The following is a 22,288-nucleotide window of genomic DNA, read 5'->3' on the forward strand; positions in this document are numbered from 1 at the left end:
TTGGAGAGATATAGTCATAAAAAAATTAATTATAAAATTGCCAATTAAAAAGTGAAATCACCTGTCTTTTTTCTTAACTTTGCTCTGTGTGCTTTGCACTTAGCAAGATTTATCAGCTTTACTAAACCATAGGATGATGCAAACAGGAGTGAATTCTTTATCTGGCGACTTAAAACCCTAACCTACCTTTGATAAGTTTACAGAGGTTAAAATCAGAGCCACCCTATTTCACACTTTGATTCTGCAACATCCGCCACTTTATTTATTAGCTACCCAAAGGAAAGTTTCATAAATTATCTTATATCACTATATGAAACAGAGTATTTACTTATTATGTATTGTTAACTTGAGTACGTTTTGCGGTCTGGCAACGACAAACTCTACCCAAGCTCAAATCGTCCCAGATGGAACCTTACCTAATAATTCCAGCGTAACAATTCAAGGTAACGTAAGCACTATTACTGGGGGAACATTATCTGGAAACAATTTGTTTCACAGCTTTGAGCAGTTTTCTGTACCCACTGGTTTCACAGCATACTTCAACAATGCTTCGGATATTCAGAACATCATTAGCCGTGTGACGGGTTCCTCCATCTCTAACATTGATGGTTTAATCAGAACTAAGGGCACAGCCAACCTGTTTCTACTCAATCCCAATGGTATTATTTTTGGTCCTAATGCTTCCCTGAATATCGGTGGCTCAATCATTGCCAGTACAGCTAGTAGTCTGAAGTTTACCGATGGGACGCAATTTAATGCTAAAGAGTCGCAAACAACGCCGTTATTAACAGTCAGTGTCCCTATTGGTTTGCAATTTGGTTCCAATGTGGGAAATATTCTTGTACAGGGATCTGGACTAGCAGTGCAGACAGGTAAAACCTTGGCTTTAGTAGGTGGTAATGTTTCGTTAGAGGGAGGAGCGCTGGGTGTATCCGGAGGAACGAATCTAGCAGCGCCAGGAGGACGCATTGAGCTAGGTAGTGTCGCTGAAAACAGTCAGATCAAAGTAACCCCGACCGATCAAGGCTGGATTTTAGGATATGAAGGTGTACAAAACTTCAAGGACATTCAATTGTCCCAGGAAGCTTTTGTGTCTACCAATGGTGTAGGCGGCGGCAATATCCAGCTTTCAGGCAGGCGTGTTACGCTCAGCGATGGTTCACAAATTGTAGCTGTGAACCGTGGGGCAATTGCCGGAGGGGCTTTTACCGTGAAAGCCTCTGAATCTGTAGAACTGAGGGGAACAACAGCAAATGGTGAATTTAGCAGCGCCTTAATTTCTCGGACTCGGAGCGCTGGATCTGGTGCTGACTTAAAAATTAGCACTGGAAAGTTGATTGTGCGCGATGGAGCACAGATAGTAACTGGTACATCTGGTGAGGGATTGGGGGGAACGTTGACGGTAAACGCTTCCGAGTCGGTAGACCTGAGTGGCATCTCAGCATTTGATAATGAGGTTCCTAGCGGCTTGTATACCACAGCTGAGGAACAAGCCAGGGGCGCTGGTGGCAATTTAACTTTAACAACGGGGCGGTTATTTGTCCGAGGTGGGGCACAGATAGCAACTGCGACCCGTGGTCAGGGACGGGCGGGGCAGTTGATGGTGAACGCCTCTGAGTCAGTAGAATTGAGTGGCATAGCACCGGGACCAGGAGGTTCTCCCAGCGGTTTATTAACTGATGTTCAGGGAGGAGCTAGAGGCATGGGTGGCGATTTAACCCTAAACACACGGCAGTTAATTGTCCAAGATGGAGCACGAGTATCAAGTGCTACGTGGGGCAGGGGTTCGGGGGGTAGCTTGACTGTTAACGCCTCTGAATCGGTGGAGGTGAGTGGCAAAGATGTAGGTGGTTCTCGCAGCATCTTAACCGCTCAAACCAGAGGTCCTGGAAATGCGGGAGACTTGATGATTAAAACTGGGCAGTTGATTGTTGCAGATGGGGCAGAGGTATCAGCTTCTACTACAAGAGCAGGTGATGCCGGAAATGTGACGATTACCACTGGAAAGTTAGTTGTCCGGGATGGCGCACAAGTAACTGTAGGCAGTCAAGGAACGGGCAGTGCAGGCAATCTCAAAGTCACTGCTCGCTCTATTAAGCTTGATAATCAAGCAAAAATTACAGCTGAAACCGGATCGGGTAACGGCGGCGATATCATCTTACAAAACCGGGACTTGTTGCTGCTACGCCGTGGTAGTCGCATTTCTGCCACCGCAGGCACTGCCCAGCAGGGTGGAGACGGCGGCAACATCACTATCAATACTCCTAACGGTTTCATCGTCGCCGTCCCTAATGAAAACAGCGACATTACCGCCAATGCTTTCAGTGGCAACGGGGGGCAAGTCACAATCAATGCCACTGGTATTTTTGGCATGATACCACGTAGTCGGGAAGACTTAGTAAAGCTACTACAAACCAATGACCCAAACCAACTCGACCCTGTTCGCTTGCTCACAAATGACATTTCCGCGATTTCACAAGCTAACCCTTCTTTAAATGGAGTAGTGACTATTAATACACCCGATGTTGACCCCAATCGAGGATTAGTGGAACTGCCTGTAAATTTGGTTGACGCCTCACAGCAAATTGCTCAAAGTTGTACTCCCAGAGATGGACAAACCAGTAGATTTGTTGCCACAGGACGTGGAGGACTGCCTTTGAGTCCGAGCGAGCCGTTGCGTTCTCGTGCAGTGATCACTCAATGGGTGACGCTGGATGAGCAGACGGGGAATCAGAAAGACGCCGAAGCAAAACCAATGGCATTATCTGAGCATCCTGCTGATAATCGAGAGCCAATTGTGGAAGCGAATGGGTGGGTTGTGGATAAGAAGGGCGATGTTTACCTCGTTGCCCAAGTCCCTAACGCCACGTCATCTTTCCAAACAACCACTGCTTCTTGTCTTACTCGCAATTAAAACCGTAGGATTTCTCTATCGTACCCATCCGGTGTAGGCTCAATTTCCCAAACCAAACCTTCCCCAGGTTCCAGCAACACATCAACATAAAGCTGCGCGATCGCCTGTTTTGCAGTATCCTCATTATTAATAAAAGGTTGCAAATCCTCGGTTAAAAGTCTAAGTTTAAACCCAGCTGGAATCATTTCATTTGGATTTGCATTTTGTAACTCAAAACGCCAGATGCGGTCTTCTAAGTTACCTCTGGGAAATACGTGTAATTCGTAGGGATTGCCAGCCAAGGTCAAGCGTCGAGACAAGTAGATGCTTGATTCTTGTGGCTCCCGACTTCGCACACCACGAGAAGCTAATTGCATTGAGGTCATTCCCCAGCCTAGTTCTTGTGCTAAATGAGACACTCCTGCTTGCAACCACTGCTGAATAGACCACTGTTCTGATAACCCCTGTCGTCGCTCGTACAGCCGTTGTCGCCAGCCGCCATGTTCCAGTAATGCTCCCCAAAGTTCAAATGGGATTGCGACACGGGGAAAGACTACCGCAGGATTGCCTAGCCGTTGCAGTAAGTTCTCTGCTTGTGCTAAAGGTAACTTTGGTAAAGGAGCAAGCGACTCACGTAAAATTTCTTCTGGACAGAGTTCACGGGCAATCCACAGAACATTGATGTCTTGTATCAGGTCATTCTCATCCAAACAGTAGGTGCGATCGCTTGCATCATACACCCCTTTTGTTTTCAATTGTCGATGGGTGGTGTAGCCGCAAATTGTCACCCAACCACCATTTGGATTTACCTGTACTGCTACGTAGTAATCAGCTACCCAACTAGGAATATCCAGCCATTCCTGCGGTACGCGCAATTCTTCCAAGTCGATTGCTGTTGTCGGAATTAATACTAAGCGGATTCCTTCACAAGCAATGGCAATCCCATTCACAAATTCCCAAAAGCTAGGCAATGCTGCCTGTGAAGTCCAAACTCTTGCACTCTGAACTTGTTCTTCTCTCAACCAAGGTAAAAATGCATCGAGGCACATTTGGTTAAGACGGGCTTGCCAGTTCGCGCCCAATGTTGAAAAAGATGGTAATTGCTGTGTCTGAGAGGATAGTGGAATTTCCAGGGAGAGCTTGTCTGGAATGAGGGCAGATGCAGGTGAATCAAAAGTCATTTGAGGGACTCCACGGAAGACGACAGAACGGGATGGCGATAGTGAACAAGTAGCCATTCTTCTAAAGAATTGCTCATGCTGTCGATTACGTTAGATGTTAGGGAAGTATGCAGTTTTTGCTGACTCCACTGCGTCAACGCAAGTAGTAAAGTCCGTTTGAGTTTAGTTAACTGGCGAGAAACTGTGTATTGTTTTACTCCTAGCTGTTGAGCAATCTGCTGCTGGGTCAATTCTTGCTTATAGTAGGCTTCCAGGAGCGCTTGCTCTTTGGTATCTAATTTTGCCAGTGCATTGCTTAAAACCACATTGATTTCAGTACTCCGCGCTGCTATGGTTTCTGCTTCTTCTTGGGCGATAATTTCATTTAATAGCGATTCTTGAAAATTTCCCGTCAAACGGTCGAGCAATTCGCCCGTCTCTTGTCCTGGTATAGGGGTATCAATTGAAACTGAGGTTGGATATTGAAAGGAACGCACGGCTTTAGCACAGGCAAGTAGCCAGCTTTCCAAACTTTCTGGAGTAGAAACAGGACTGGGACAACTCAGTTGGCTCAGCCGTTCGGTGTTGTAAAGCTGCGCGATCGCCTGCAATCTTGCATTATCCGGTTTCACCAGTTTGTGAGCAGTTGCAGCATCAGTGGGCACATAGAGTTGGAGGAAACACCTCCAGGCTAGAATATAACGCGCAATAGTTTCTGAGTTATACCCTGCCTGTCGCAGAGACTCCACCAGTCGCTTTTGACTGAGTTTGTGCAGCAATCCCCACTCGGTACACATATCGACTTCTTGACGCTTGCGTAATACATCTTTTATGAGATTGCTAAAGGCATATTCAGCATAAATTTTCAAATTTGAATTCAACTGGGGGTTGAAGCCTCTGAGAACTTTGTCTATACGAGCGATCGCTGTTTGGAAAAAGTCTGCCACAGAATGTTGACCCGGCGTATTCATCTTCATTTTTTTTGCAACCCAGTAGCAGACTTCTTGCAAATAGGCTGTAATGTGGGCGGCGGCGAGTGGACTTGCCTGAATTTCCCAGATGCGATGCCAGTAAATTGCCCAAAAGGTTTCGGACTCCTCCTCCAAAGACCGCTCTACACAATTGTGCATACTGCGCCGCAGCTTGGGATCGGTAACCCAACGACTGAAAGCATCTGCATCAAATTGCACAAACGTGGAAAAGATTTCAACAATACCCTGCCTTGAGCGCATAGAACTTTTTGTTTTGCAGAAATAGCGAGTGACTCCAGACTAATAGACATCTTTGTCACTTGACTTTATTCGAGGAAAATTGTCTTTATACTTATTATGAAAAACCCACGAAAACTAGAATAGTACACTTAGGAGTACTTTGAAGAAGGAGTCAGAAGTCAGAAGTCAGAATCGATTGGTTGGGGATTGGGACGGGCAACCAATCGTTGACCACCTTTTCTACGATTTTGGGACTGTACCCAATACTCGTCACCCAGTCGCACTGGATTCATACTGAGTCCTGGCGACTGACGAATGATTCTTTCTTGTTCAAGTAAGAGTAGAAATGCCATCCATAAGACAAATGAGGGGCATTGCTGAATCAAAAGTATGATTTAGGGGTTTACAGAAATAGAACAATATTTCCATTTTCCACCAAGGCACCAGATCGTCCTGGTTATTGGGAGTACTGTTCGTTTGAAAAGCAAAGTAATCTAACAATTTCAGTTCCTGTGATTGGAACTGCATAAAAAATGAAGATACTCGTATATAGAGACTGTAAGTGGTAATACACTTACTTTCTCTTAAGTATAAATTCCACAATTTTATCCTTAGTATCTACCATTGACTTTTAGCCTAGTTACAAACATTGGAAAAATAATTTCTCTATTGAAGCGAAGAAATTACAGTGACTAAATTGGTGGTTTTGAGATTTGGAAAAGGGAGCTTTGAATCTGGGTTTGAGGTAACACTCCAGATTGGTGAGGAGAACAGCCGCCCTCACAGTGAAGTCACAGGTGAACTTCCGCCAAACATAGAATTGCCACTAGACTTCAATCGTTGGCAAGCAATTTACCGTAGCTTGGATTTTTCCGCTCGTCCCATTGGGCTACCAAAACCAACAACGCAAATTTTCAGAGTTGAGGAGTGTGTACAAGCAGCTAAACAATTAGGCGATCGCCTTAACTGTTGGCTCGGATCTGAATCCTTTCGACCCATCCGCGAGAAATGGCTGGAAAAACTGCTGACATCTGATGCAATTCGGGTAATTTTGCAGACTCAAGAGTATCAACTTCAGAAGCTCCCTTGGCATCTTTGGGAGCTAGTGGAGCGCTACCCAAATGCAGAAATTGGCTTAAGTGCTCCTACTTATGAACAGGTTCGTCTTCCCTCAAGAGCAACTGCCACAGTCAAAATTTTGGCATTATTAGGGGATAGTACTGGTATAGATATATCAGCAGACCGTGCGCTCCTAGAGCAACTGCCTGACGCAAAAATTGACTTTCTGGTGGAGCCAGCCCGTGAAGACTTAACAGATAATCTCTGGCAGCAAAATTGGGACATTCTTTTTTTTGCAGGACATAGTTCAACTCAAAGTGCAGGGGAAACAGGTCAGATTTACATTAACCAAACTGAGAGTTTGACAATTAGCCAATTAAAGTATGCTTTGAAGCAGGCAGTAGAGCGCGGCTTAAAGTTGGCAATTTTCAACTCCTGTGATGGGTTAGGACTGGCACGAGAATTTGCTCCTTTGCAGATTCCGCAGTTGATTGTCATGCGTGAACCAGTACCAGATCGTGTGGCGCAGACATTTCTAAAACATTTCTTACAAGCGTATGCTAGAGGTAAATCGCTTTATCTGGCAGTTCGCCAGGCAAGGGAACGGCTGCAAGGGCTGGAGGGGCAATTTCCCTGTGCAACTTGGCTACCTGTGATTTACCAGAATCTGGCAGAGGTCCCACCAAGTTGGCGGGAGTTGGTAGGGAGACAGGGAGACAGGGAGATAGGGAGACAGGGAGGGGGGGAAAGATTACGTTTATACCCAAAAAACGAAGCTAAGAACTCAAAACTTCATCTTCTTTGGCTCATCTGCGCGAGTCTAGCAATCACTGGTTTAGTCATGGGCGTACGATATCGGGGAATGCTTCAGCCATTCGAGTTACAAGCATTTGATCAACTGCAGCGGCTACGCCCAGACGAGAAGCTTGATTCTCGCTTGTTAGTTGTGACGATTACTGAAGAAGATGTGCAATCACAGCCTCAAGAGGAACGCCGAGGTTCGCTCTCAGATGAATCGCTCTTGAAATTGTTGGAGAAATTGCAGGCATATCAACCGCAAGCGATCGGATTGGATATCTACCGTGATTATGCCGTGAGGCGAGACTTACCAGCCCTAGCAGCGCTGATGCAAAACAGCGCTAGCGCAGATCCGACCCAGGAGGGCCGCTTAATTGCAGTTTGCCAAGTTAGCGATACCCAGTCCAGGCGACCTGGCATCCCACCCCCACCTGAAATACCGCAAGAACGCTTGGGCTTTAGTGATGTAGCAGTTGACCCCGATAGCATTGTCCGTCGGCATCTGCTAGCATTGACACCTCCACCCTCTTCACCTTGCAAAGCGTCATACGCCTTAAGCGTACAACTAGCACTGCGCTACTTGGCTGCTCGAAATATTTCCCTGGAATTTACGACCGATGGTGCCTGGAAACTGGGTAAGACCTCCTTTAAGCCACTAGAAGCACATACAAGTGGATACCAAGGTATTGATGCTTCGGGACACCAAATTATGTTGAATTACCGCTCCCATCGTTCGCTACAGGAATTTGTGCCGCAGGTGACGCTAACAGAGGTACTCGCAGGTAAAGTCAACTCTAGTGGAGTTAAAGACCGGATTGTTCTCATTGGTACAGTAGCTGAAAGCTTCCAAGACTACTCATCCACACCCTACTGGACAAACGAAGGTGGGATGCAGAAAATACCGGGTGTCATCCTGCAAGCACAAATGATTAGTCAATTGCTGAGTGCGGCGCTTGATGGACGACCACTCCTATGGGCTTGGTCTGTGTGGCAGGAAACAATCTGGGTTTGGGGATGGTCGTTAACAGGTGGTTTACTAACTTGGTACATCCGACGACCACTTTATTTAGGGATTACGACTGGAGTTGCGATCGCCTGCCTCTACGGGGTATGCCTTGTTATTTTCATTCAGTGGGGCGGTTGGATTCCACTTGTTCCTTCTGCGATCGCCCTAATCGGTAGTGGTAGCATCATCGTTGCCTACCGAATAAGGGAATGACCAAGCTCCTCAAAAATTTATTTTTTAAAACAAGTTTTACTAACACTTAAAACGAGGAGTGACAAATGAAACCATTTCTTCAGCGACTAGTGTCAATAACTGCTTTCACCCTAGTTTTCATGAGCTGCCTCAGCAGTCCGATAGCACTACAGGCAAAACCAACAATAACTCGCTCCGCGCCAATTCGCTTCAACCCACCCCCTCCGCCACCTGATCGCGGCGCACCAGGGAACCGAGGGGAAGGAGCTTCACGGGGAGAATGTGCGGCGCTTGATTTACCTTTAACCGCTCTGGTGCCAAGTTATAAACAGCGCTTGAGCAATAGCCAAGAGGAAGGTAGTACAATGACCAAGGTGTGGGGTTTAACCAGTGTAGAACAGCCCAGCTTTTGGTTCTATGTTCCCTATCACCAATCTGACCTTCAGGCGATCGAGTTTGTTTTGCAAACCGATAAAAACAAAACAATCTATCGCACACCCGTCTCAGTACCGCAAGCACCCGGAATTGTTCGCGTGCAACTACAAAACACCACGACTCCTCTAGAGACTAACAAGCAGTATCACTGGTTCTTCAAAGTCAGTGTCGTATGTGACCCCAAGCAACCACCGACATTGGATTATGTAGAAGGCTGGGTGCAACGGGTGAATTTGGACGCAGCACTACGCAATCAGCTCAAACAACCCTCGCCACAGCAACAAGTAGCAATTTACGCTCTTGAAGGCATTTGGTATGATGCCCTGACAACCTTAGCAGAACTCCGCCTTGCAAGCCCTCAAGATCCACGACTTGCTGAAGACTGGAAGAGCCTACTGAAAGTGATTGGGCTAGAAAAAGTGGCTACACAACCCCTCATTCAGTCAACAAGATAAAACCAGCCCTGTCGAGGTAACAAATTATTGAATATGTGCGAGTGCGGTTGTTACGCCTTTAGTTGCGAAAAACCCGCAATAGAGAAAGATGTCGCTACATTAGATGATATATAAAGAAAAATCGCTTTTTACAGCTTATTAACGCGCTACTCACACAAAACTATGAGTACAAATGCCATTATCTCAGAGAATCCCTTACTAAAAGGCTCTGGTTTGCCTCCCTTTGGGGAGATTAAAGCAGAGGATGTCGTGCCAGCATTCAACCAACTCCTGGCAGAACTAGACAAGGAACTTGCTACTATAGAAGCTCATGTAGAGCCTACTTGGAGCGGTTTAGTAGAACCTCTAGAAAAGCTGACCCAACGCTTAAATTGGAGTTGGGGCGTAGTCAGCCATCTGATGGGTGTGAAAAATAGCCCGGAACTTCGCGAAGCATACGAAAACGTACAGCCGCTGGTGGTACAATTCTCTAATAAGCTCAGCCAAAGCCAACCAATTTACAATGCTTTTAAGGCAGTCCGTGCAAGTGATACTTGGGCAACATTAGACTCGGCTCAACAACGCATCGTAGAATCTGCTATCCGAGATGCAGAACTTTCTGGTGTTGGCTTGCAAGGTGAAGCACGGGAACGCTTTAACGCCATTCAGATGGAGTTGGCAGAACTTTCTACCAAGTTTTCTAACCACGTGCTAGATGCGACTAAAGCCTTTAGCATGACACTGACAGCCAAAGAAGAAATCGACGGCTTACCCCCCAGCTTGCTCAGTTTAGCAGCACAAGCGGCACGGGCTGCGGGAGAAGAAAACGCCACTCCAGAAAATGGTCCTTGGCGCATCACTTTGGACTTCCCCAGTTACGCTCCTTTCATGCAGCATAGCACCCGACGTGACTTGCGAGAAAAATTATACAAAGCCTTTCTCACCCGTGCTTCATCGGGCGAGTTGGATAACAACCCGTTAATTGAACGCATTTTAGAGTTGCGTCAAGAACTGGCTCAATTACTCGGCTTTAAAACATATGCTGAATTGAGCTTAGCTAGTAAAATGGCTAAGAGTGTCGAGGCAGTAGAGTCCTTGTTGGAAGAACTGCGCTCTAGCAGTTATGATGCTGCTGTCAAGGAATTGGAAGAACTCAAAGCTTTTGCTGCATCCAAAGGTTCCCCAGAAGCAAAGAATTTGCAGCACTGGGATATCACTTTTTGGGCAGAACGTCAACGAGAAGAAAAATTTGCCTTCACTGCTGAAGAATTACGCCCTTATTTCCCACTTCCTCAAGTGCTGGATGGTTTGTTTGGACTAGTGCAGCGGCTGTTTGGCGTAAATATCACTCCTGCGGATGGTCAAGCCCCAGTTTGGCATGAGGATGTGCGTTACTTCCAAATTGCGGACGAAACGAATAACCCAATTGCCTACTTCTACCTAGATCCCTACAGCCGTCCAGCCGAAAAGCGCGGCGGTGCTTGGATGGACATCTGTATCAACCGTGGCAAAGTCACGGAAAATGGGGTAACCACTACCCGCTTACCTGTGGCGTATTTGGTGTGCAACCAAACTCCCCCTGTAGATGGTAAGCCTAGCCTCATGACTTTCAATGAAGTTGAAACTTTGTTCCACGAGTTTGGTCATGGCTTGCATCATATGCTGACCAAGGTAGACTACAGCAGTGCAGCAGGCATCAACAATGTTGAGTGGGATGCTGTGGAATTGCCCAGCCAGTTTATGGAAAACTGGTGCTACGACAAACCTACTTTGTTTGGTATGGCGAAGCATTACGAAACTGGCGAACCTTTGCCAGAGCATTATTACCAAAAACTACTGGCAGCAAAGAATTACATGAGTGGTAGTGGCATGCTGCGGCAAATTCACTTTAGCATTGTTGACATAGAACTTCACCACCGCTATCGTCCTGGTAGTGGGGAAACTCCAAAAGATGTGCGATCGCGCATTGCCAAGACCACAACTGTTTTACCACCACTTCCAGAAGATTCGTTTTTGTGTGCATTTGGGCACATATTTTCTGGCGGATATTCGGCAGGTTACTACAGCTACAAATGGGCTGAAGTCTTAAGTGCAGATGCGTTTGCAGCTTTTGAAGAAGCTGGCTTAGACAACGAGCAAGCTATAAAAGCTACAGGAAAGCGTTATCGCGATACGGTGCTAGCTCTTGGTGGTAGCAAGCATCCAATGGAAGTGTTTAAGTCGTTCCGGGGTCGCGAACCCAGTACTGAACCTTTGCTCAGGCATAATGGTTTAGCTGTTGCAGCCTAAGTGAGGAGATGAGGGAGATGAAGCAAAAGTTAAAAGTAAAAAGCCAAAAGTTAAAAAAGACTTCTTTTTACTTTTTACTTTCTTTCCCTACTCCCCGTACCCTTAGCGACTTACGCACAAACTTCTAACCCACGTATCACAAAGCAAATAACACAAACTGATAACCGCAGCAAGCATCCAAGGGGTTTTGAACTTCGTCCATCTTGTGAGCAAAATCTACTCACATATGGGTTCATTATTTCAGTGGGTAGGGTATTCAACCACTTAAAAAACCCAGAGCCGAAAAGGCATCGCACCTTGAAAACTGAAGATATGGGGTTCTAGTAGGAAAAGCACTGCTAGGTAAAATCTTCATGCACCAAGTACCAGAAAACCAAAATATATGGTTGAAACCGTACGGTGGGGCGCATCGGAACGGGCTTCTGTAATGGAGCAAAAAGCTTGTTGTCGGGAACCACCTCTGGCGCAGTCAGGTAACTGATTGTGGTAAGTGGACTCGTAGAGCCAAGAATCCCACGGCTTTAACGTAAGTGGAGCCGTGGAGCGTCAAAACACGGCTTTTCAACCCAGTCGCGAATCTGGTGTAACTAGTCTCACCTTACCCAGTCAAAGAAATCTTGCACCTTTGGAAATTAACCAATTATATCAATTCTCTGTGTCCTTAATCTGCGGTCAGGATACTTCGCCCAATTCTGTCATCACTGTATACGGTTGGGTACAGCGGGTTGCTGTCAGTAACAATGTTGAGTCCACTCTTAAGCGGTTCAGTCCTAAGGAGCGAATTTCAGTCTATGCTAAACAAGGTCTGTGGTTTGACCTGGTTTCAACTCTGGCTGATTTACGTGCTTGCAACCCCTCTGATAGCGCTCTGTTGGCTACCTGGGTTAGTGTAATAAAAGCGACAGCTTTATTGAAAGCAGAGGCGATCGCAAGGGAAAGCACTGCCCAAAGGGCGATCGCCCAACAGCCCCTTTTGCAAAAGTGTTCTTCACCTTAAGCCCCAGCCTCCACCTCGAAATCACACAAAAATAGCGAACAGCAAATTTTAAATTTTTATAAAAAAAATATCTTATCACTTCTTTGCAATACTTAACCTAATCATTAATTAAAAATAGTAAACATAGATTAAAACTAATAAATTTAATAATCATTCGTTAAGTTCATCAGTCAAAATTGAGGGTAAGCTGAAATCAAGGAAGCCTAGTTGAAAATTTAGGTAACTAGGTGCAAATAAACTTAAATGTCGGTTGTCATTTGTCATTTTTTTCATCAGTATATTAATGACTCATGACTCATGACCAAAGGCTAGTTCCCAAAGCAACCTGAACAACAAGACGTAAGATGATAGAAAAAATTTTGCTAGCTGTCTCTGGATTGGGGCATGCAGAAGAAATGCTCAAGACTTTGATAGATGTGCCATCAATCCAACGGTCAAAAGTTACAGTTTTGCACGTTGTTCCCGACCAAGTTTCTGCTGAAGCCATGACAACTAAATGGGAAGAAGGCGGCAAAATTCTCGCGAATGCGATCCAGTATTTGAACTTAGATCCCAGCAAAGTTTCTTCGATTTTAAGGCAAGGTGATCCTAAACGTGTTGTTTGCGAGGTAGCTGACGAAATCGATGCTGACTTGATTATTATGGGTTCACGTGGACTCAAGCGGTTGCAATCGATTTTATCGAATTCAGTCAGTCAGTACGTTTTCCAATTATCTTCTCGCCCCATGTTGCTGGTCAAAGATGACATTTATGTCAAAAAACTTAACCGCATTATGGTAGCGATGGATAACTCTGATGCTGCCAAAAATTGCTTGAATTTGGCTTTATTCCTCCTGCGAGATATTAAGGGAGGGGAGTTAATTCTGGCTAATATTAATACAGATTTACGCGGCAAAGAATCTGACACAACACAAATTAGTCCAGAACAAAGCCCTGTTTTAGCTGCAGCTTTTTTAGAAGCTAAAAAATATGGTGTACAAGCCCGTTGTGTCACCAGCAGTGGTAAAGCAGGTGAAGAAATTTGTCGCTTGGCAGATGAGTGGAACGTAGACTTATTATTACTCGGTTCTCCGGATCGGCGTCCTTCAATTGCCAAGAATTTGGTAGATATAGACCGACTTTTGGGAGCTTCTTTATCTGACTATGTTCGAGTTAATGCCACCTGTCCAGTATTGTTGGCAAGGACGGTAAGTTAGGTACTGCGGTTGATAAACAAAACCCCTACATTTGTTGTGTAGGGGTTTTTATTTAATGGACAAAACAGGTCTTAACTAATCTTTTTTCCCTTCGCGGCTAGCAGTTTGAATGTAAAGAATGATTAAAAAAACAGCGGGAACCAAAACGAACAAAATGCTCGCCACGAACCCCAGTTCATTAACTTGCATGGAAATAAAGCCTCTCTATAATATCCAGTCAACAACTTTAGGATACCACTATCACGGCTTCAACGAGTTATTTATTACGGGTTCAAAGTCTAAGTTAAATATCTTTTTTGACCCTTGACTTTTAACTCTTGATTATTTACCGTTAAGGCTTTGTTACCACGCTTACTGGACCATTAACTAAGGTTTGACAAGCAAGACGGCAATTTTCTGGCTTTTTCTTCAATAATCGATTTTCTACATCTGTGCGGGGCGAGAGATTTTCCATTCCTTCGACGACTTCGACAACGCAGCAGCCACACTGACCGTAGCCTCCACAATTCATCATCTTGCCAAAGAATTTATATATATCGATGTTGTTTTGCAGGGCTTTCTCCCGGAGATTCGCACCATTTGCCGCCACGACTTCTTGATTTTCTTTCACGAATGTGATGTTACCCATATCTGATACCTCGTTCACTGTAAGCCTGACTGTAAAGGCTAAGTTTTGACCTGCCTTAAGAAAATATATTACTTATTATATTATTTTCTTGCGTATTATTAAGAGTTATAAATTTTTAGCAAAGAGTATTCGCACGGGAAGCAACTCAGATTCCCGACTTCTTTAAGAAGTCGGGAATCTTGTTGTTCAGGATTGCTATATTAAGTGTTTTCACTGAAAAAACAATAAACTTTTGTAGCTATTAAGTATTCTCACTGGAGCCAAAGAAAAAAAATACGTTTACAAAGGACAAACAATGACTTCATCAATTTACTGGATTTAACGGTCTCGCATTGAACTTGCATCTTTTCAGCTTTAGGCAAAACCCTTAAATTCACCTGTGTTCGTCATTAGGGATGATTAGGAGAATGAAATGTCTAACAGCTTTTTCGCAAGTTTTTAGTTTGATTGGTCAATCCTAAGTATCTTATATTTCTAATGACTAGAGAAAAAACACTTAATGCTACTGCTAGTCTCAAAGTTAAATATGCGCGGTGTATCTATTTGGGTTTAGGAATAACCTTGGCAACCGCCATTATGCAGACTACAACAGTAATCTTTATAAATGCAGCATTTGCTGCAGATGGTGTTCTAGACGTTTCTCCTCGTCAAAAAATGAATTCTACATCTGCTACAGATGATATTCTAGACATTTCTCCACTGCAAAAGTTGACTACTAAAGCAGATCTAAGTGAAATCCCTGTTGGAGTTGTCTCATATCCCAACATGATATCAAAGGAAGATAAAGAATTTATCAAACCTAAAATCTCATCTGCTAAGCAATTTACCCCAACCAAGCGAATTGCTCAAACAGATTCTTCCGGTGTTGTTGGCGATACTTTAGGAGAGATTAATAAGTTACGCCAACAGCTTCTGATTGACCCAATTCTTATAGAAGGCAGACCTATCGGTCGAGCAGCGCCGGCTTCCAGTGCTGGGACTCCCACAGCTTATGGTGCAAGTTGGGGTCAAGCCTATGTGGGTGTTGGAGGATATTTACCTTTTGATGGGGATAATATCGATGGTTCTGCATCTGTTGGTTTTGGTTTGGGAGACGCGCTTAGATCCATAGGTGCTGAAGTCAACATCAACGTTACTAGCTTAGGCGGTCAAAATTTTGACTTTGGTGAAAGTGGAGGTATAGGTATTAAACTCCACAAATACTTTACGGATGGCACGGCAGTAGCTGTTGGCTGGTCAAATCCCGTAAAATGGGGAGAAGTCAACAATGCAAAAGATACCTTTTATGGTGTCGTGACTAAGTCATTTTATTTACAGCCAAATAACCCCAATAATCCATTGCCTTTGACTGTATCTTTGGGTCTTGGCAGTGGGAGTTTTCGTTCTAAAGGGGCTATCGAAGCAGGTGAAAATTCTGTGAATTTTTTCGGTAGTGTAGGTTTACGAGTTGCTCCTCAAGTCTCTGTAGTCAGTAGCTGGACTGGAAATAGTCTTAACGTAGGTGCTTCCTTTACTCCTTTGCGAGAAACCCCCGTAGTCTTCAATGCTATTTTCACAGACGTAACTGACAATCTTGATAAAGGTACTGGCTTAAGCTTGAGTGCAGGCTATGTTTTCCAGTTCTAACTTCTCGCTTTTATAGAAAAATTAGGAAATTTCATCCAGCAGCAATGAAGAAGCAAAAATCTCGCCTCAGTTTGGGTTTTTTACTCTTGTTTGCAGGTTATCTTATTAGCGCTACACCCTTAAAAGTCTATGCTGGTCAGAATGTTGTTAACGGAACTAGCGTAGAATCATCGACTTTCACTGGCGATACTTTTAATCGTACAAATCAGTCTGCACCTACTCAACTCGTACCTGGTACAAATGTATCAGTTGAGGTAAACGGTACAATTAGTATTCCACAGAAAGTTCAACAAAGTTTGAATAATGTGGCTACCAGGATAGTAGACCAAAGTGGCTGTGGTGACCGGATTGACAGCGGTTTTTGTGTTGAAAATCCAAGAAGTGCGATAGTCGTCATCCTAGTGCGAGGAGTTGCTGCTAGTACAGCAATTAGTAAGGTACAGACTTCTTTATCTAGTTCAGGAGTTCCTCAATCTCTAATTACAGGGCTTGTGAACAACGTAGCAGGTTTATTAAAAGGTTTTGATTATGCAGCAACGCCGGGCGTAACTGTTGCTGGATTACAACCAGTACAGTTAGTCGCTAATAATCAGCTTGCTCTAAGTGGAGAAAAATACAATCTAGATGTTAGTCAATTGGATGCCACTATTGAGACTTACAATAACATTGCTCTTACAAGCAACACAGTGCTTGTGGACAACGTAGCAGGTTTATTAGAAGGTTTTGATTCAGAAGCAACGCTAGGAACTGGATTACAACTAGTACGGCTTATTGTAGATGTTAGTCAATTGAATGCCGCTATCAAGGCTTACAATGGTATTGTTATTAAAAGCGATGCTGAAACTCTTAAAAAGCTCTCCAATAACTTGGAATTTATAGAAATCGGTCGTGTTCTCAAAGAATTAAGAGCAGCGCTTAAAGCTAGCTAGTACCGCTTTGCAGAATTCACGCATTCAAAATTTAAAATTCAAAATACCTACACCATAAGCTTTTCGTCAATCTTGTAGACGCGTAGCGGTGAGACAGCGCCCTTTGGAGGGTTTCCCGCTCTCACGGCGACTGCGAACCCGAAGGGCTTCCCTTCGGGTATGGTACTTTGATTTCCGCCAACCTGTACTAGTGAGAACTTATCTTATATAGATTTAAGCAGGGTGGACATTGTCCACCCTGCTTAATGCTGTGATATTTCCATCATGGTGGTGGACGCGATTAATCGCGTCCACCAATTTTATCTGAAACCAACCGCTGCTTGCCAAACGAAAGCCAGCAACAAGAAGAACACAGGAATGAGTGGTAGAACATCTACCAGCGGGTCGAAGATTTGGTAAGCTTCAGGTAGTTTTGCTAATAACAATGCTGCTTCCATATTTATTAAATCCACCTATCCAACACAGCTTTCACCGAAAATCAAAGAGCGGAAGCCCCTAAATTCTATTTATGGGGATGAAGCTCGACGTGCAATAAATTGCACGCCAAACTTATCCCTAAACTCCCGTTGCCGGGAAACCCTTTCGGGTAAAGTTTGCCTCGCTAATCTTTAGAGTCGGCATATCCAAACGACACTAGCTTAACTCCCATAAACTTGTTTAATCGTCTGGTTCCAGAGCTACAAACTGGCAAGCATTTGTAGGTGGGACTTTTAGCACTTTCTCTAAACGTAGTCCAGTAAAGGACTGAAGCTGGTCAGGTTGCGTTAACCACAAGCCCCCGAATTTATTCGTGGGGTTTGCACTCAACTAGGAGTTCCTGACAAGTATCGTGAACCTTGTCTACGTCCAATAGGAACGTAGTTTCCTGACATCGCTACCAGGAGTTCCTGCTTCTGAGGATGTTCCAGCCACTCGAACGAATCGAGACACTGAGTAACAATTACCTCCACAGGCAGCACCACCATAGTTCCTACGGTTGTACAAAAACATCTATCAAAAAGACTGATAAATATAATATCAGAATCTTAACATCCCTCTCATCTTTGCCCAAACAATTATAAAGAATTCCTGCTCATTGTTTAACCTGATTGCGGTGTGGGAGTCAGCCATTGGGCAAATTTTGTGGCAAATTGGTCTTCTAATATTGCTTTGCGTATATTTTGAGTAAAGCGAATGACTTCAGTAATATTGTGAATGCTTAACAAAGTGTAAGCTAAGATTTCTTGCGATCGCACCAAATGAGACAAATATGCACGGCTAAAGTTTTGACAAGTGTAGCAAGGACAAGTTTCATCTAAAGGCGTAAAATCTTCACGAAACTGTGCATTCTTTAAGTTCCACCGTTCGCCTTGCACCATCGCCGTTCCATGTCTCGCCCACCGGGTGGGAATCACGCAGTCAAATAAATCGACACCTGAAGCGATCGCGATCGCCATTTCTCGAAAGGTACCTACACCCATCAAGTAACGTGGCTTTTCTGGTGGGAGCAGGGGTGCTGTCGCTTCCACAATTTTTGCAATCAGTTCTGGCGGTTCGCCCACACTCACACCACCAATAGCATATCCGGGCAGATCCAACTGTGCTAAAGCAATAGCCGCAGAGGAGCGCAAATCGAGATGCACACCTCCCTGTACAATCCCAAACAATGCCTGGTCACTGCGTTGATGTGCCGCAATACAACGTTCTAGCCAACGGTAAGTCCTCAGCGTTGCTGCTTCCACATCTTCTCGAGTTGCTGGGTACGGCGGACACTCATCAAACGCCATGATGACATCTGCCCCTAAAATATTCTGAATCTCAATCGAGCGTTCTGGTGTTAAATTAATAATTCGACCATCATGAGGTGAGCGAAACGTGACACCCTCTTCACTGATTTTTCGCATTTCGCTTAAGCTGAAGACCTGAAACCCACCAGAGTCAGTCAGGATCGGACCATTCCAGCCCATAAATTTGTGCAGTCCTCCACCTCCAGCCACAATTGCTTCACCTGGTTGGAGGTGCAAATGATAAGTATTGCACAATATCATCTGTGCTTCCGTATCCCGCAGTTGAGCAGGAGTTAGAGTTTTGACATTTGCCAGCGTCCCCACCGGCATAAATCGTGGGGTTTCCACCGGACCATGAGGGGTAAAAAAAATCCCGGCTCTAGCTTTCGTTTGGCTACAGCTGGTCAGACGTTGAAAAGAAAATTTTGCTTTCAAGAGACAATTAACCTTTATCAAACATTCAGCAACGCTCCTCGCCTCAAAGGCAAACCCGCCCAGGCGAAAAGCTCCTCAACCTCAGCTTTTTAGCTAACTGGTTATCCTAATTTAGCTGTATAAAGACGTTTTTTACTAAAGAATGCTCAAAAGCTGATAGATGAAATGCTGATAGCTGATGGAGCTTTAGAGCAAATCTGAATTATCGTCGTCAAATTCTGCATCCCATTTTGCTGATAGTACTTGCTCCATCATCACTTCTATATCGTTGACATTCAAGCAACGTTGTTGTCGCTCTTGCAAGGGAGTTGACAGAGGAATCAGTCGCAGACACACCCCTTCTTGCACTAGGTCAAAGTAGGTTTCTTTTTGTGAAGGCTGTTTCAGTTCCAAGTAATCAAAACTGTGAACATTCAGGTAAAGAGCATGATTTGCGACTAGGGTAGAACGTTGTGGATTGGCAAATACTTCCATAACATCCCCTTCACCCTCACTCTGCAACTTACCTGCGTAAGTGTATATGTAGCGGACACGACCTAAATCCGTCAGCAATCGCCGCATATCAAGCTTATTTACAACCACACCTGTACTGATAATGCACGGGGCTGGTATCTTTGCGTTAGGTAGATGATGGCTCATAATTAAACAACTTCAAGAGGGCAGGTGAGATATAACACAGTAAAGCAGTCAAAACAACAGCTTTTTTTATCCCCTACATTTTAATCAAATATCAACTCTGTAGAGCGAATAACTCAAAAGCTGTGATAACTGGTTTTTAAGAAACAGCACTGCTAAACTGCCAGTGAACTAAATTTTGACTGCCTAACCCCAGCATAAAAGTGTTAATCCTATACAAGGTTTTAACTTTTTATACTGAGATAAGAATAACAAAATTTTTCGGATAAGTTTCTCATAAATGGAAATCTTATTTAAAGCTTTAAAAATTAATGGCTCTGTATGTCGCTCAATTGTCAGTGTTATTCCTTAATTGGCAAATACAGGAAATTGTTATTAATGTCAAAAATATGACTAATTTTTTTCAGTGGTGGAAACAACTGCTGTTAGATATAGCAGCATCTCTTATATTCTATACTAGCATTCCCCTACCTTATGTAAACGGGTTAGACTTCAGCAGAGTGGCACGGTTTGCCCCGCAAGTAGGGTTAATCATTGGGGGAATTTTAGGGCTATTTGATGTCGGCATGAATTATTTAGGTGTGCCAACGCTAACCCGTAGCGTTTTGGTGGTGTGTGTTTGGATTGCGATTACCGGTGGGCTACACTTAGATGGAGCAATGGATACTGCGGATGGATTGGCAGTGGGTGACCCAAAGCGACGACTAGAGGTGATGGCAGATAGTGCTACAGGTGCGTTTGGAGCAATGGCAGCAATTGCCTTAGTATTAATGAAAACAGCGGCATTGACAGATTTAGAGAAAAACCGTTGGTTGGTTTTGATGGTTGCTTGTGGGTGGGGACGTTGGGGTCAACAAGTGGCGATCGCCCAATATCGATACCTAAAACCTACTGGCAAAGGCGCATTTCACAAACAAGCGATTCGTTCCTACAAAGATTTGCTACCAGGGCTGTTATTGATGATGAGTTTGAGTGGTTTACAAATACTGCTAGACAAAAGTTTGTTTTTCGCCTTGGGAATGATGCTCGCTGGAAGTGCGATCGCCACTCTAACTGGTGCTTGGTTTAACCATAAATTAGGTGGACATACAGGAGATACCTACGGCGCAGTCGTTGAGTGGACAGAAGCTTTATTTCTTTGTGTACTAACCACTTTGGAAAATCATGAATTGTAAATCAGAAAAAAGTTTCGTAATTCATAATTTACAATTCATAATTTCATCGAAAATTTGGGTTTGAAACCCCGTCATGCGCGCGAAGCGAAGGACGGCTTTACAAAATCTAGTAAGTCACAATCAGACCGTTTGAGCGGCGCAGTAGTTGAATCTTACTAGATGCTATCTGTCCTAATCGTTTCCAATTAGCATCGCGCTCCAGATATTTGTTTCTCGGTGTCGCCACTGACGTAGCCGATACCCTTGGGAGATTGAACTAAATCGCCCTTTCTAAATCCATGGCGGGTAACAGTGCCGCCATACTTGCGCCTTACTCCACCCTTGGCAAACACCATTAGATGAAGCTGACGACGGCTAACCGGAGGACGCCGGATCACTGCAAAGGGCGCAGGCGTTACAGTCACGTTGCCTCGCCATCCCATCGAATGAGTCGAGGTAATGCCGTACTGAATGAACGCGCTACAGGCTAGAGCAACACCATCAACGGCATGGGTTGCGGGTATGGCGTCCCCTTTTGAATGTTTCTGTTTTTGTAGCCCTAATTGTTGCCGGATCTGCGCAGTTTGCCAGCCCTCGACTTCTCGCACTTCGCAGTACTCAGCAAAGTTTTCTATCTGCCAGTACTGCCCAACCATCACCGGACTAAAAGCTTTATCGCCTCGCGCCTTGACAATCTCGTAAGCGATGGTGGTGATTGGGTAGATCAAAGACAATTCGTCAACGATCCTTAATTCAAGCTCTCGATTGGCTCGAATGCTGGGCGGCAGCTTGCTTCCTCGCCGATTATCAAACCTGGCTTGGCGATGAGCGCGTTGATTGTAAGGCAGTTTACTTAACTGCCTGTAGCCGTGTCACCTTAAGTTTAAAAGCTCCAACGCCAGTTTCTCCAAAAGACCGAACGCGAATGACGTAATTACCTGTTTCTGTGATTCGGGTAAAAAGTAGAGAATTGCTGGTACCATCAGGACCATCGTCATTTTCCGCCAATGTTGTTCCATTGGGTCCCAGCAGTGTGATGATACAGTCAAAACTGTCAGACACCAGATCAACTGCCAGATTATCGCCCTTATTCAACTTCACCATGTAATCACGGGCAAATCCACCTTGACCTGTGGGAATGTCTTTGTCAGAGAGTGTATCACTAATTTCATTACCGACAGGTATAGAAAGTGGATTATAAAATTTATTGGCTTGAGCAAATGCTGCTGTTGTACCTATACCAATTGCTAGTAACGTGGCAGGAATGATTGTGACTTGTTTCAATCCCACCGCCAAACCCTTATTTATCATTCCAAAGACTATTCCCACAAAAACAGAGTAATCTGGTTAATTATAGTTTTCTTAAGCAGAATTTGCCTATGCAGGGAGACGGTAGGGGGTAAGAATTCACGCCACATTCAAAAAAATCATACTTACATAGTAA

20 protein-coding genes and 1 pseudogene are annotated in these 22,288 nt (G+C 44.4%); 9 read left to right on the plus strand and 12 right to left on the minus strand.

Features of this window, described 5'->3' with window-relative positions; genetic code table 11:
- The first annotated feature begins 310 nt into the window (after positions 1-310).
- Positions 311-2,914, plus strand: coding sequence for a beta strand repeat-containing protein (locus AACT52_RS20930; RefSeq protein WP_073633197.1), 2,604 nt, complete (start codon positions 311-313; stop codon positions 2,912-2,914).
- Here AACT52_RS20930 and AACT52_RS20935 read toward each other — a convergent pair.
- From AACT52_RS20935 to AACT52_RS20945, 3 genes are all read right to left on the minus strand, one after another.
- Complete coding sequence (locus AACT52_RS20935) at positions 2,911-4,074, minus strand: DUF1822 family protein (RefSeq protein WP_073633198.1); 1,164 nt, start codon at positions 4,072-4,074, stop codon at positions 2,911-2,913. The genes AACT52_RS20930 and AACT52_RS20935 overlap by 4 nt on opposite strands.
- Positions 4,071-5,285 (minus strand): sigma-70 family RNA polymerase sigma factor, encoded by a 1,215-nt coding sequence (locus AACT52_RS20940; RefSeq protein WP_073633199.1) that lies wholly within the window; start codon positions 5,283-5,285, stop codon positions 4,071-4,073. The genes AACT52_RS20935 and AACT52_RS20940 overlap by 4 nt, the downstream gene beginning before the upstream one ends.
- A gap of 158 nt (positions 5,286-5,443) precedes the next feature.
- Positions 5,444-5,617 (minus strand): hypothetical protein, encoded by a 174-nt coding sequence (locus tag AACT52_RS20945; protein ID WP_158054718.1) that lies wholly within the window; start codon positions 5,615-5,617, stop codon positions 5,444-5,446.
- 335 nt (positions 5,618-5,952) lie between these two features.
- Between AACT52_RS20945 and AACT52_RS20950 the strand changes: the two genes are divergently transcribed.
- From AACT52_RS20950 to AACT52_RS20970, 5 genes are all read left to right on the plus strand, one after another.
- Positions 5,953-8,340: a CHASE2 domain-containing protein gene (locus AACT52_RS20950; RefSeq protein ID WP_073633200.1), complete on the plus strand. Its 2,388-nt coding sequence runs from the start codon at positions 5,953-5,955 to the stop codon at positions 8,338-8,340.
- Positions 8,341-8,405: 65 nt separating this feature from the next.
- Positions 8,406-9,209 carry a DUF928 domain-containing protein gene (locus tag AACT52_RS20955; RefSeq protein ID WP_073633201.1) on the plus strand — a complete coding sequence of 268 codons (804 nt, stop codon included), beginning with the start codon at positions 8,406-8,408 and terminating at the stop codon, positions 9,207-9,209.
- A gap of 162 nt (positions 9,210-9,371) precedes the next feature.
- Positions 9,372-11,477 carry a M3 family metallopeptidase gene (locus AACT52_RS20960; RefSeq protein WP_073633202.1) on the plus strand — a complete coding sequence of 702 codons (2,106 nt, stop codon included), beginning with the start codon at positions 9,372-9,374 and terminating at the stop codon, positions 11,475-11,477.
- Positions 11,478-12,015: 538 nt separating this feature from the next.
- The gene (locus AACT52_RS20965; protein WP_073633203.1) at positions 12,016-12,474 is read left to right on the plus strand and encodes a DUF928 domain-containing protein; all 459 of its coding nucleotides are present in this window, start codon (positions 12,016-12,018) and stop codon (positions 12,472-12,474) included.
- A 344-nt stretch (positions 12,475-12,818) separates the two neighbouring features.
- The gene (locus AACT52_RS20970; RefSeq protein WP_073633204.1) at positions 12,819-13,670 is read left to right on the plus strand and encodes a universal stress protein; all 852 of its coding nucleotides are present in this window, start codon (positions 12,819-12,821) and stop codon (positions 13,668-13,670) included.
- A gap of 75 nt (positions 13,671-13,745) precedes the next feature.
- Here the strand turns inward: AACT52_RS20970 and psbM are convergent, their stop codons facing one another.
- Together psbM and AACT52_RS20980 are read right to left on the minus strand one after the other, a co-directional pair.
- Complete coding sequence (gene psbM / locus AACT52_RS20975) at positions 13,746-13,859, minus strand: photosystem II reaction center protein PsbM (protein WP_041033332.1); 114 nt, start codon at positions 13,857-13,859, stop codon at positions 13,746-13,748.
- 142 nt (positions 13,860-14,001) lie between these two features.
- Entirely contained in the window at positions 14,002-14,298 is a 297-nt protein-coding gene (locus tag AACT52_RS20980; RefSeq protein ID WP_073633205.1) for a 2Fe-2S iron-sulfur cluster-binding protein, read from the minus strand.
- A gap of 477 nt (positions 14,299-14,775) precedes the next feature.
- Here AACT52_RS20980 and AACT52_RS20985 point away from each other — a divergent pair, with 477 nt between their 5' ends.
- Both AACT52_RS20985 and AACT52_RS20990 read left to right on the plus strand, forming a co-directional pair.
- The gene (locus AACT52_RS20985) at positions 14,776-15,924 is read left to right on the plus strand and encodes a hypothetical protein (RefSeq protein WP_073633206.1); all 1,149 of its coding nucleotides are present in this window, start codon (positions 14,776-14,778) and stop codon (positions 15,922-15,924) included.
- Between the two features lie 44 nt (positions 15,925-15,968).
- The gene (locus AACT52_RS20990) at positions 15,969-16,853 is read left to right on the plus strand and encodes a hypothetical protein (protein WP_073633207.1); all 885 of its coding nucleotides are present in this window, start codon (positions 15,969-15,971) and stop codon (positions 16,851-16,853) included.
- 299 nt (positions 16,854-17,152) lie between these two features.
- Here AACT52_RS20990 and AACT52_RS20995 read toward each other — a convergent pair whose 3' ends face one another.
- The 4 genes from AACT52_RS20995 to AACT52_RS21010 form a co-directional block, all read right to left on the minus strand.
- A complete protein-coding gene (locus AACT52_RS20995; RefSeq protein ID WP_017318155.1) occupies positions 17,153-17,290 on the minus strand; it encodes a photosystem II reaction center protein K in 138 nt (45 codons plus the stop codon).
- A gap of 366 nt (positions 17,291-17,656) precedes the next feature.
- Positions 17,657-17,818 carry a hypothetical protein gene (locus AACT52_RS21000; RefSeq protein WP_158054720.1) on the minus strand — a complete coding sequence of 54 codons (162 nt, stop codon included), beginning with the start codon at positions 17,816-17,818 and terminating at the stop codon, positions 17,657-17,659.
- Positions 17,819-17,932: 114 nt separating this feature from the next.
- On the minus strand, positions 17,933-19,054 hold the full coding sequence (gene tgt, locus AACT52_RS21005; protein WP_073633208.1) for a tRNA guanosine(34) transglycosylase Tgt: 1,122 nt from the start codon (positions 19,052-19,054) through the stop codon (positions 17,933-17,935).
- Positions 19,055-19,240: 186 nt separating this feature from the next.
- On the minus strand, positions 19,241-19,693 hold the full coding sequence (locus tag AACT52_RS21010; RefSeq protein WP_073633209.1) for a hypothetical protein: 453 nt from the start codon (positions 19,691-19,693) through the stop codon (positions 19,241-19,243).
- A gap of 386 nt (positions 19,694-20,079) precedes the next feature.
- Between AACT52_RS21010 and cobS the strand changes: the two genes are divergently transcribed.
- The gene (gene cobS, locus AACT52_RS21015; RefSeq protein WP_073633245.1) at positions 20,080-20,865 is read left to right on the plus strand and encodes an adenosylcobinamide-GDP ribazoletransferase; all 786 of its coding nucleotides are present in this window, start codon (positions 20,080-20,082) and stop codon (positions 20,863-20,865) included.
- A gap of 185 nt (positions 20,866-21,050) precedes the next feature.
- On the opposite strand, the gene AACT52_RS21020 is transcribed toward cobS, so the two are convergent.
- The 3 genes and pseudogenes from AACT52_RS21020 to AACT52_RS21030 form a co-directional block, all read right to left on the minus strand.
- A complete protein-coding gene (locus AACT52_RS21020; protein WP_233154031.1) occupies positions 21,051-21,578 on the minus strand; it encodes a hypothetical protein in 528 nt (175 codons plus the stop codon).
- 9 nt (positions 21,579-21,587) lie between these two features.
- Positions 21,588-21,692 (minus strand): annotated as a pseudogene (locus tag AACT52_RS21025) (RRXRR domain-containing protein); the annotation flags it as partial.
- A gap of 1 nt (position 21,693) precedes the next feature.
- On the minus strand, positions 21,694-22,155 hold the full coding sequence (locus tag AACT52_RS21030; RefSeq protein WP_073633210.1) for a PPC domain-containing protein: 462 nt from the start codon (positions 22,153-22,155) through the stop codon (positions 21,694-21,696).
- Between the last annotated feature and the right edge of the window lie 133 nt (positions 22,156-22,288).

Origin of the sequence: Scytonema sp. HK-05, from assembly GCF_963872035.1 — a bacterium.
Classification (GTDB): domain Bacteria; phylum Cyanobacteriota; class Cyanobacteriia; order Cyanobacteriales; family Nostocaceae; genus Kalymmatonema.

Excerpts from the sequence above, each read along its gene's own strand:
- AACT52_RS21000 (WP_158054720.1), bottom strand. The coding sequence starts at position 17,818 with ATGGTGGTGCTGCCTGTGGAGGTAATTGTTACTCAGTGTCTCGATTCG.
- AACT52_RS20940 (WP_073633199.1), bottom strand. The coding sequence starts at position 5,285 with ATGCGCTCAAGGCAGGGTATTGTTGAAATCTTTTCCACGTTTGTGCAA.
- psbM (WP_041033332.1), bottom strand. The coding sequence starts at position 13,859 with ATGCAAGTTAATGAACTGGGGTTCGTGGCGAGCATTTTGTTCGTTTTG.
- AACT52_RS20980 (WP_073633205.1), bottom strand. The coding sequence starts at position 14,298 with ATGGGTAACATCACATTCGTGAAAGAAAATCAAGAAGTCGTGGCGGCA.
- AACT52_RS20930 (WP_073633197.1), top strand. The coding sequence starts at position 311 with ATGAAACAGAGTATTTACTTATTATGTATTGTTAACTTGAGTACGTTT.
- AACT52_RS20990 (WP_073633207.1), top strand. The coding sequence starts at position 15,969 with ATGAAGAAGCAAAAATCTCGCCTCAGTTTGGGTTTTTTACTCTTGTTT.
- AACT52_RS20935 (WP_073633198.1), bottom strand. The coding sequence starts at position 4,074 with ATGACTTTTGATTCACCTGCATCTGCCCTCATTCCAGACAAGCTCTCC.
- AACT52_RS21030 (WP_073633210.1), bottom strand. The coding sequence starts at position 22,155 with ATGATAAATAAGGGTTTGGCGGTGGGATTGAAACAAGTCACAATCATT.
- AACT52_RS20970 (WP_073633204.1), top strand. The coding sequence starts at position 12,819 with ATGATAGAAAAAATTTTGCTAGCTGTCTCTGGATTGGGGCATGCAGAA.
- AACT52_RS20985 (WP_073633206.1), top strand. The coding sequence starts at position 14,776 with ATGACTAGAGAAAAAACACTTAATGCTACTGCTAGTCTCAAAGTTAAA.
- AACT52_RS20945 (WP_158054718.1), bottom strand. The coding sequence starts at position 5,617 with ATGGCATTTCTACTCTTACTTGAACAAGAAAGAATCATTCGTCAGTCG.
- AACT52_RS20995 (WP_017318155.1), bottom strand. The coding sequence starts at position 17,290 with ATGGAAGCAGCATTGTTATTAGCAAAACTACCTGAAGCTTACCAAATC.
- cobS (WP_073633245.1), top strand. The coding sequence starts at position 20,080 with ATGACTAATTTTTTTCAGTGGTGGAAACAACTGCTGTTAGATATAGCA.
- AACT52_RS20955 (WP_073633201.1), top strand. The coding sequence starts at position 8,406 with ATGAAACCATTTCTTCAGCGACTAGTGTCAATAACTGCTTTCACCCTA.
- AACT52_RS20960 (WP_073633202.1), top strand. The coding sequence starts at position 9,372 with ATGAGTACAAATGCCATTATCTCAGAGAATCCCTTACTAAAAGGCTCT.
- AACT52_RS21010 (WP_073633209.1), bottom strand. The coding sequence starts at position 19,693 with ATGAGCCATCATCTACCTAACGCAAAGATACCAGCCCCGTGCATTATC.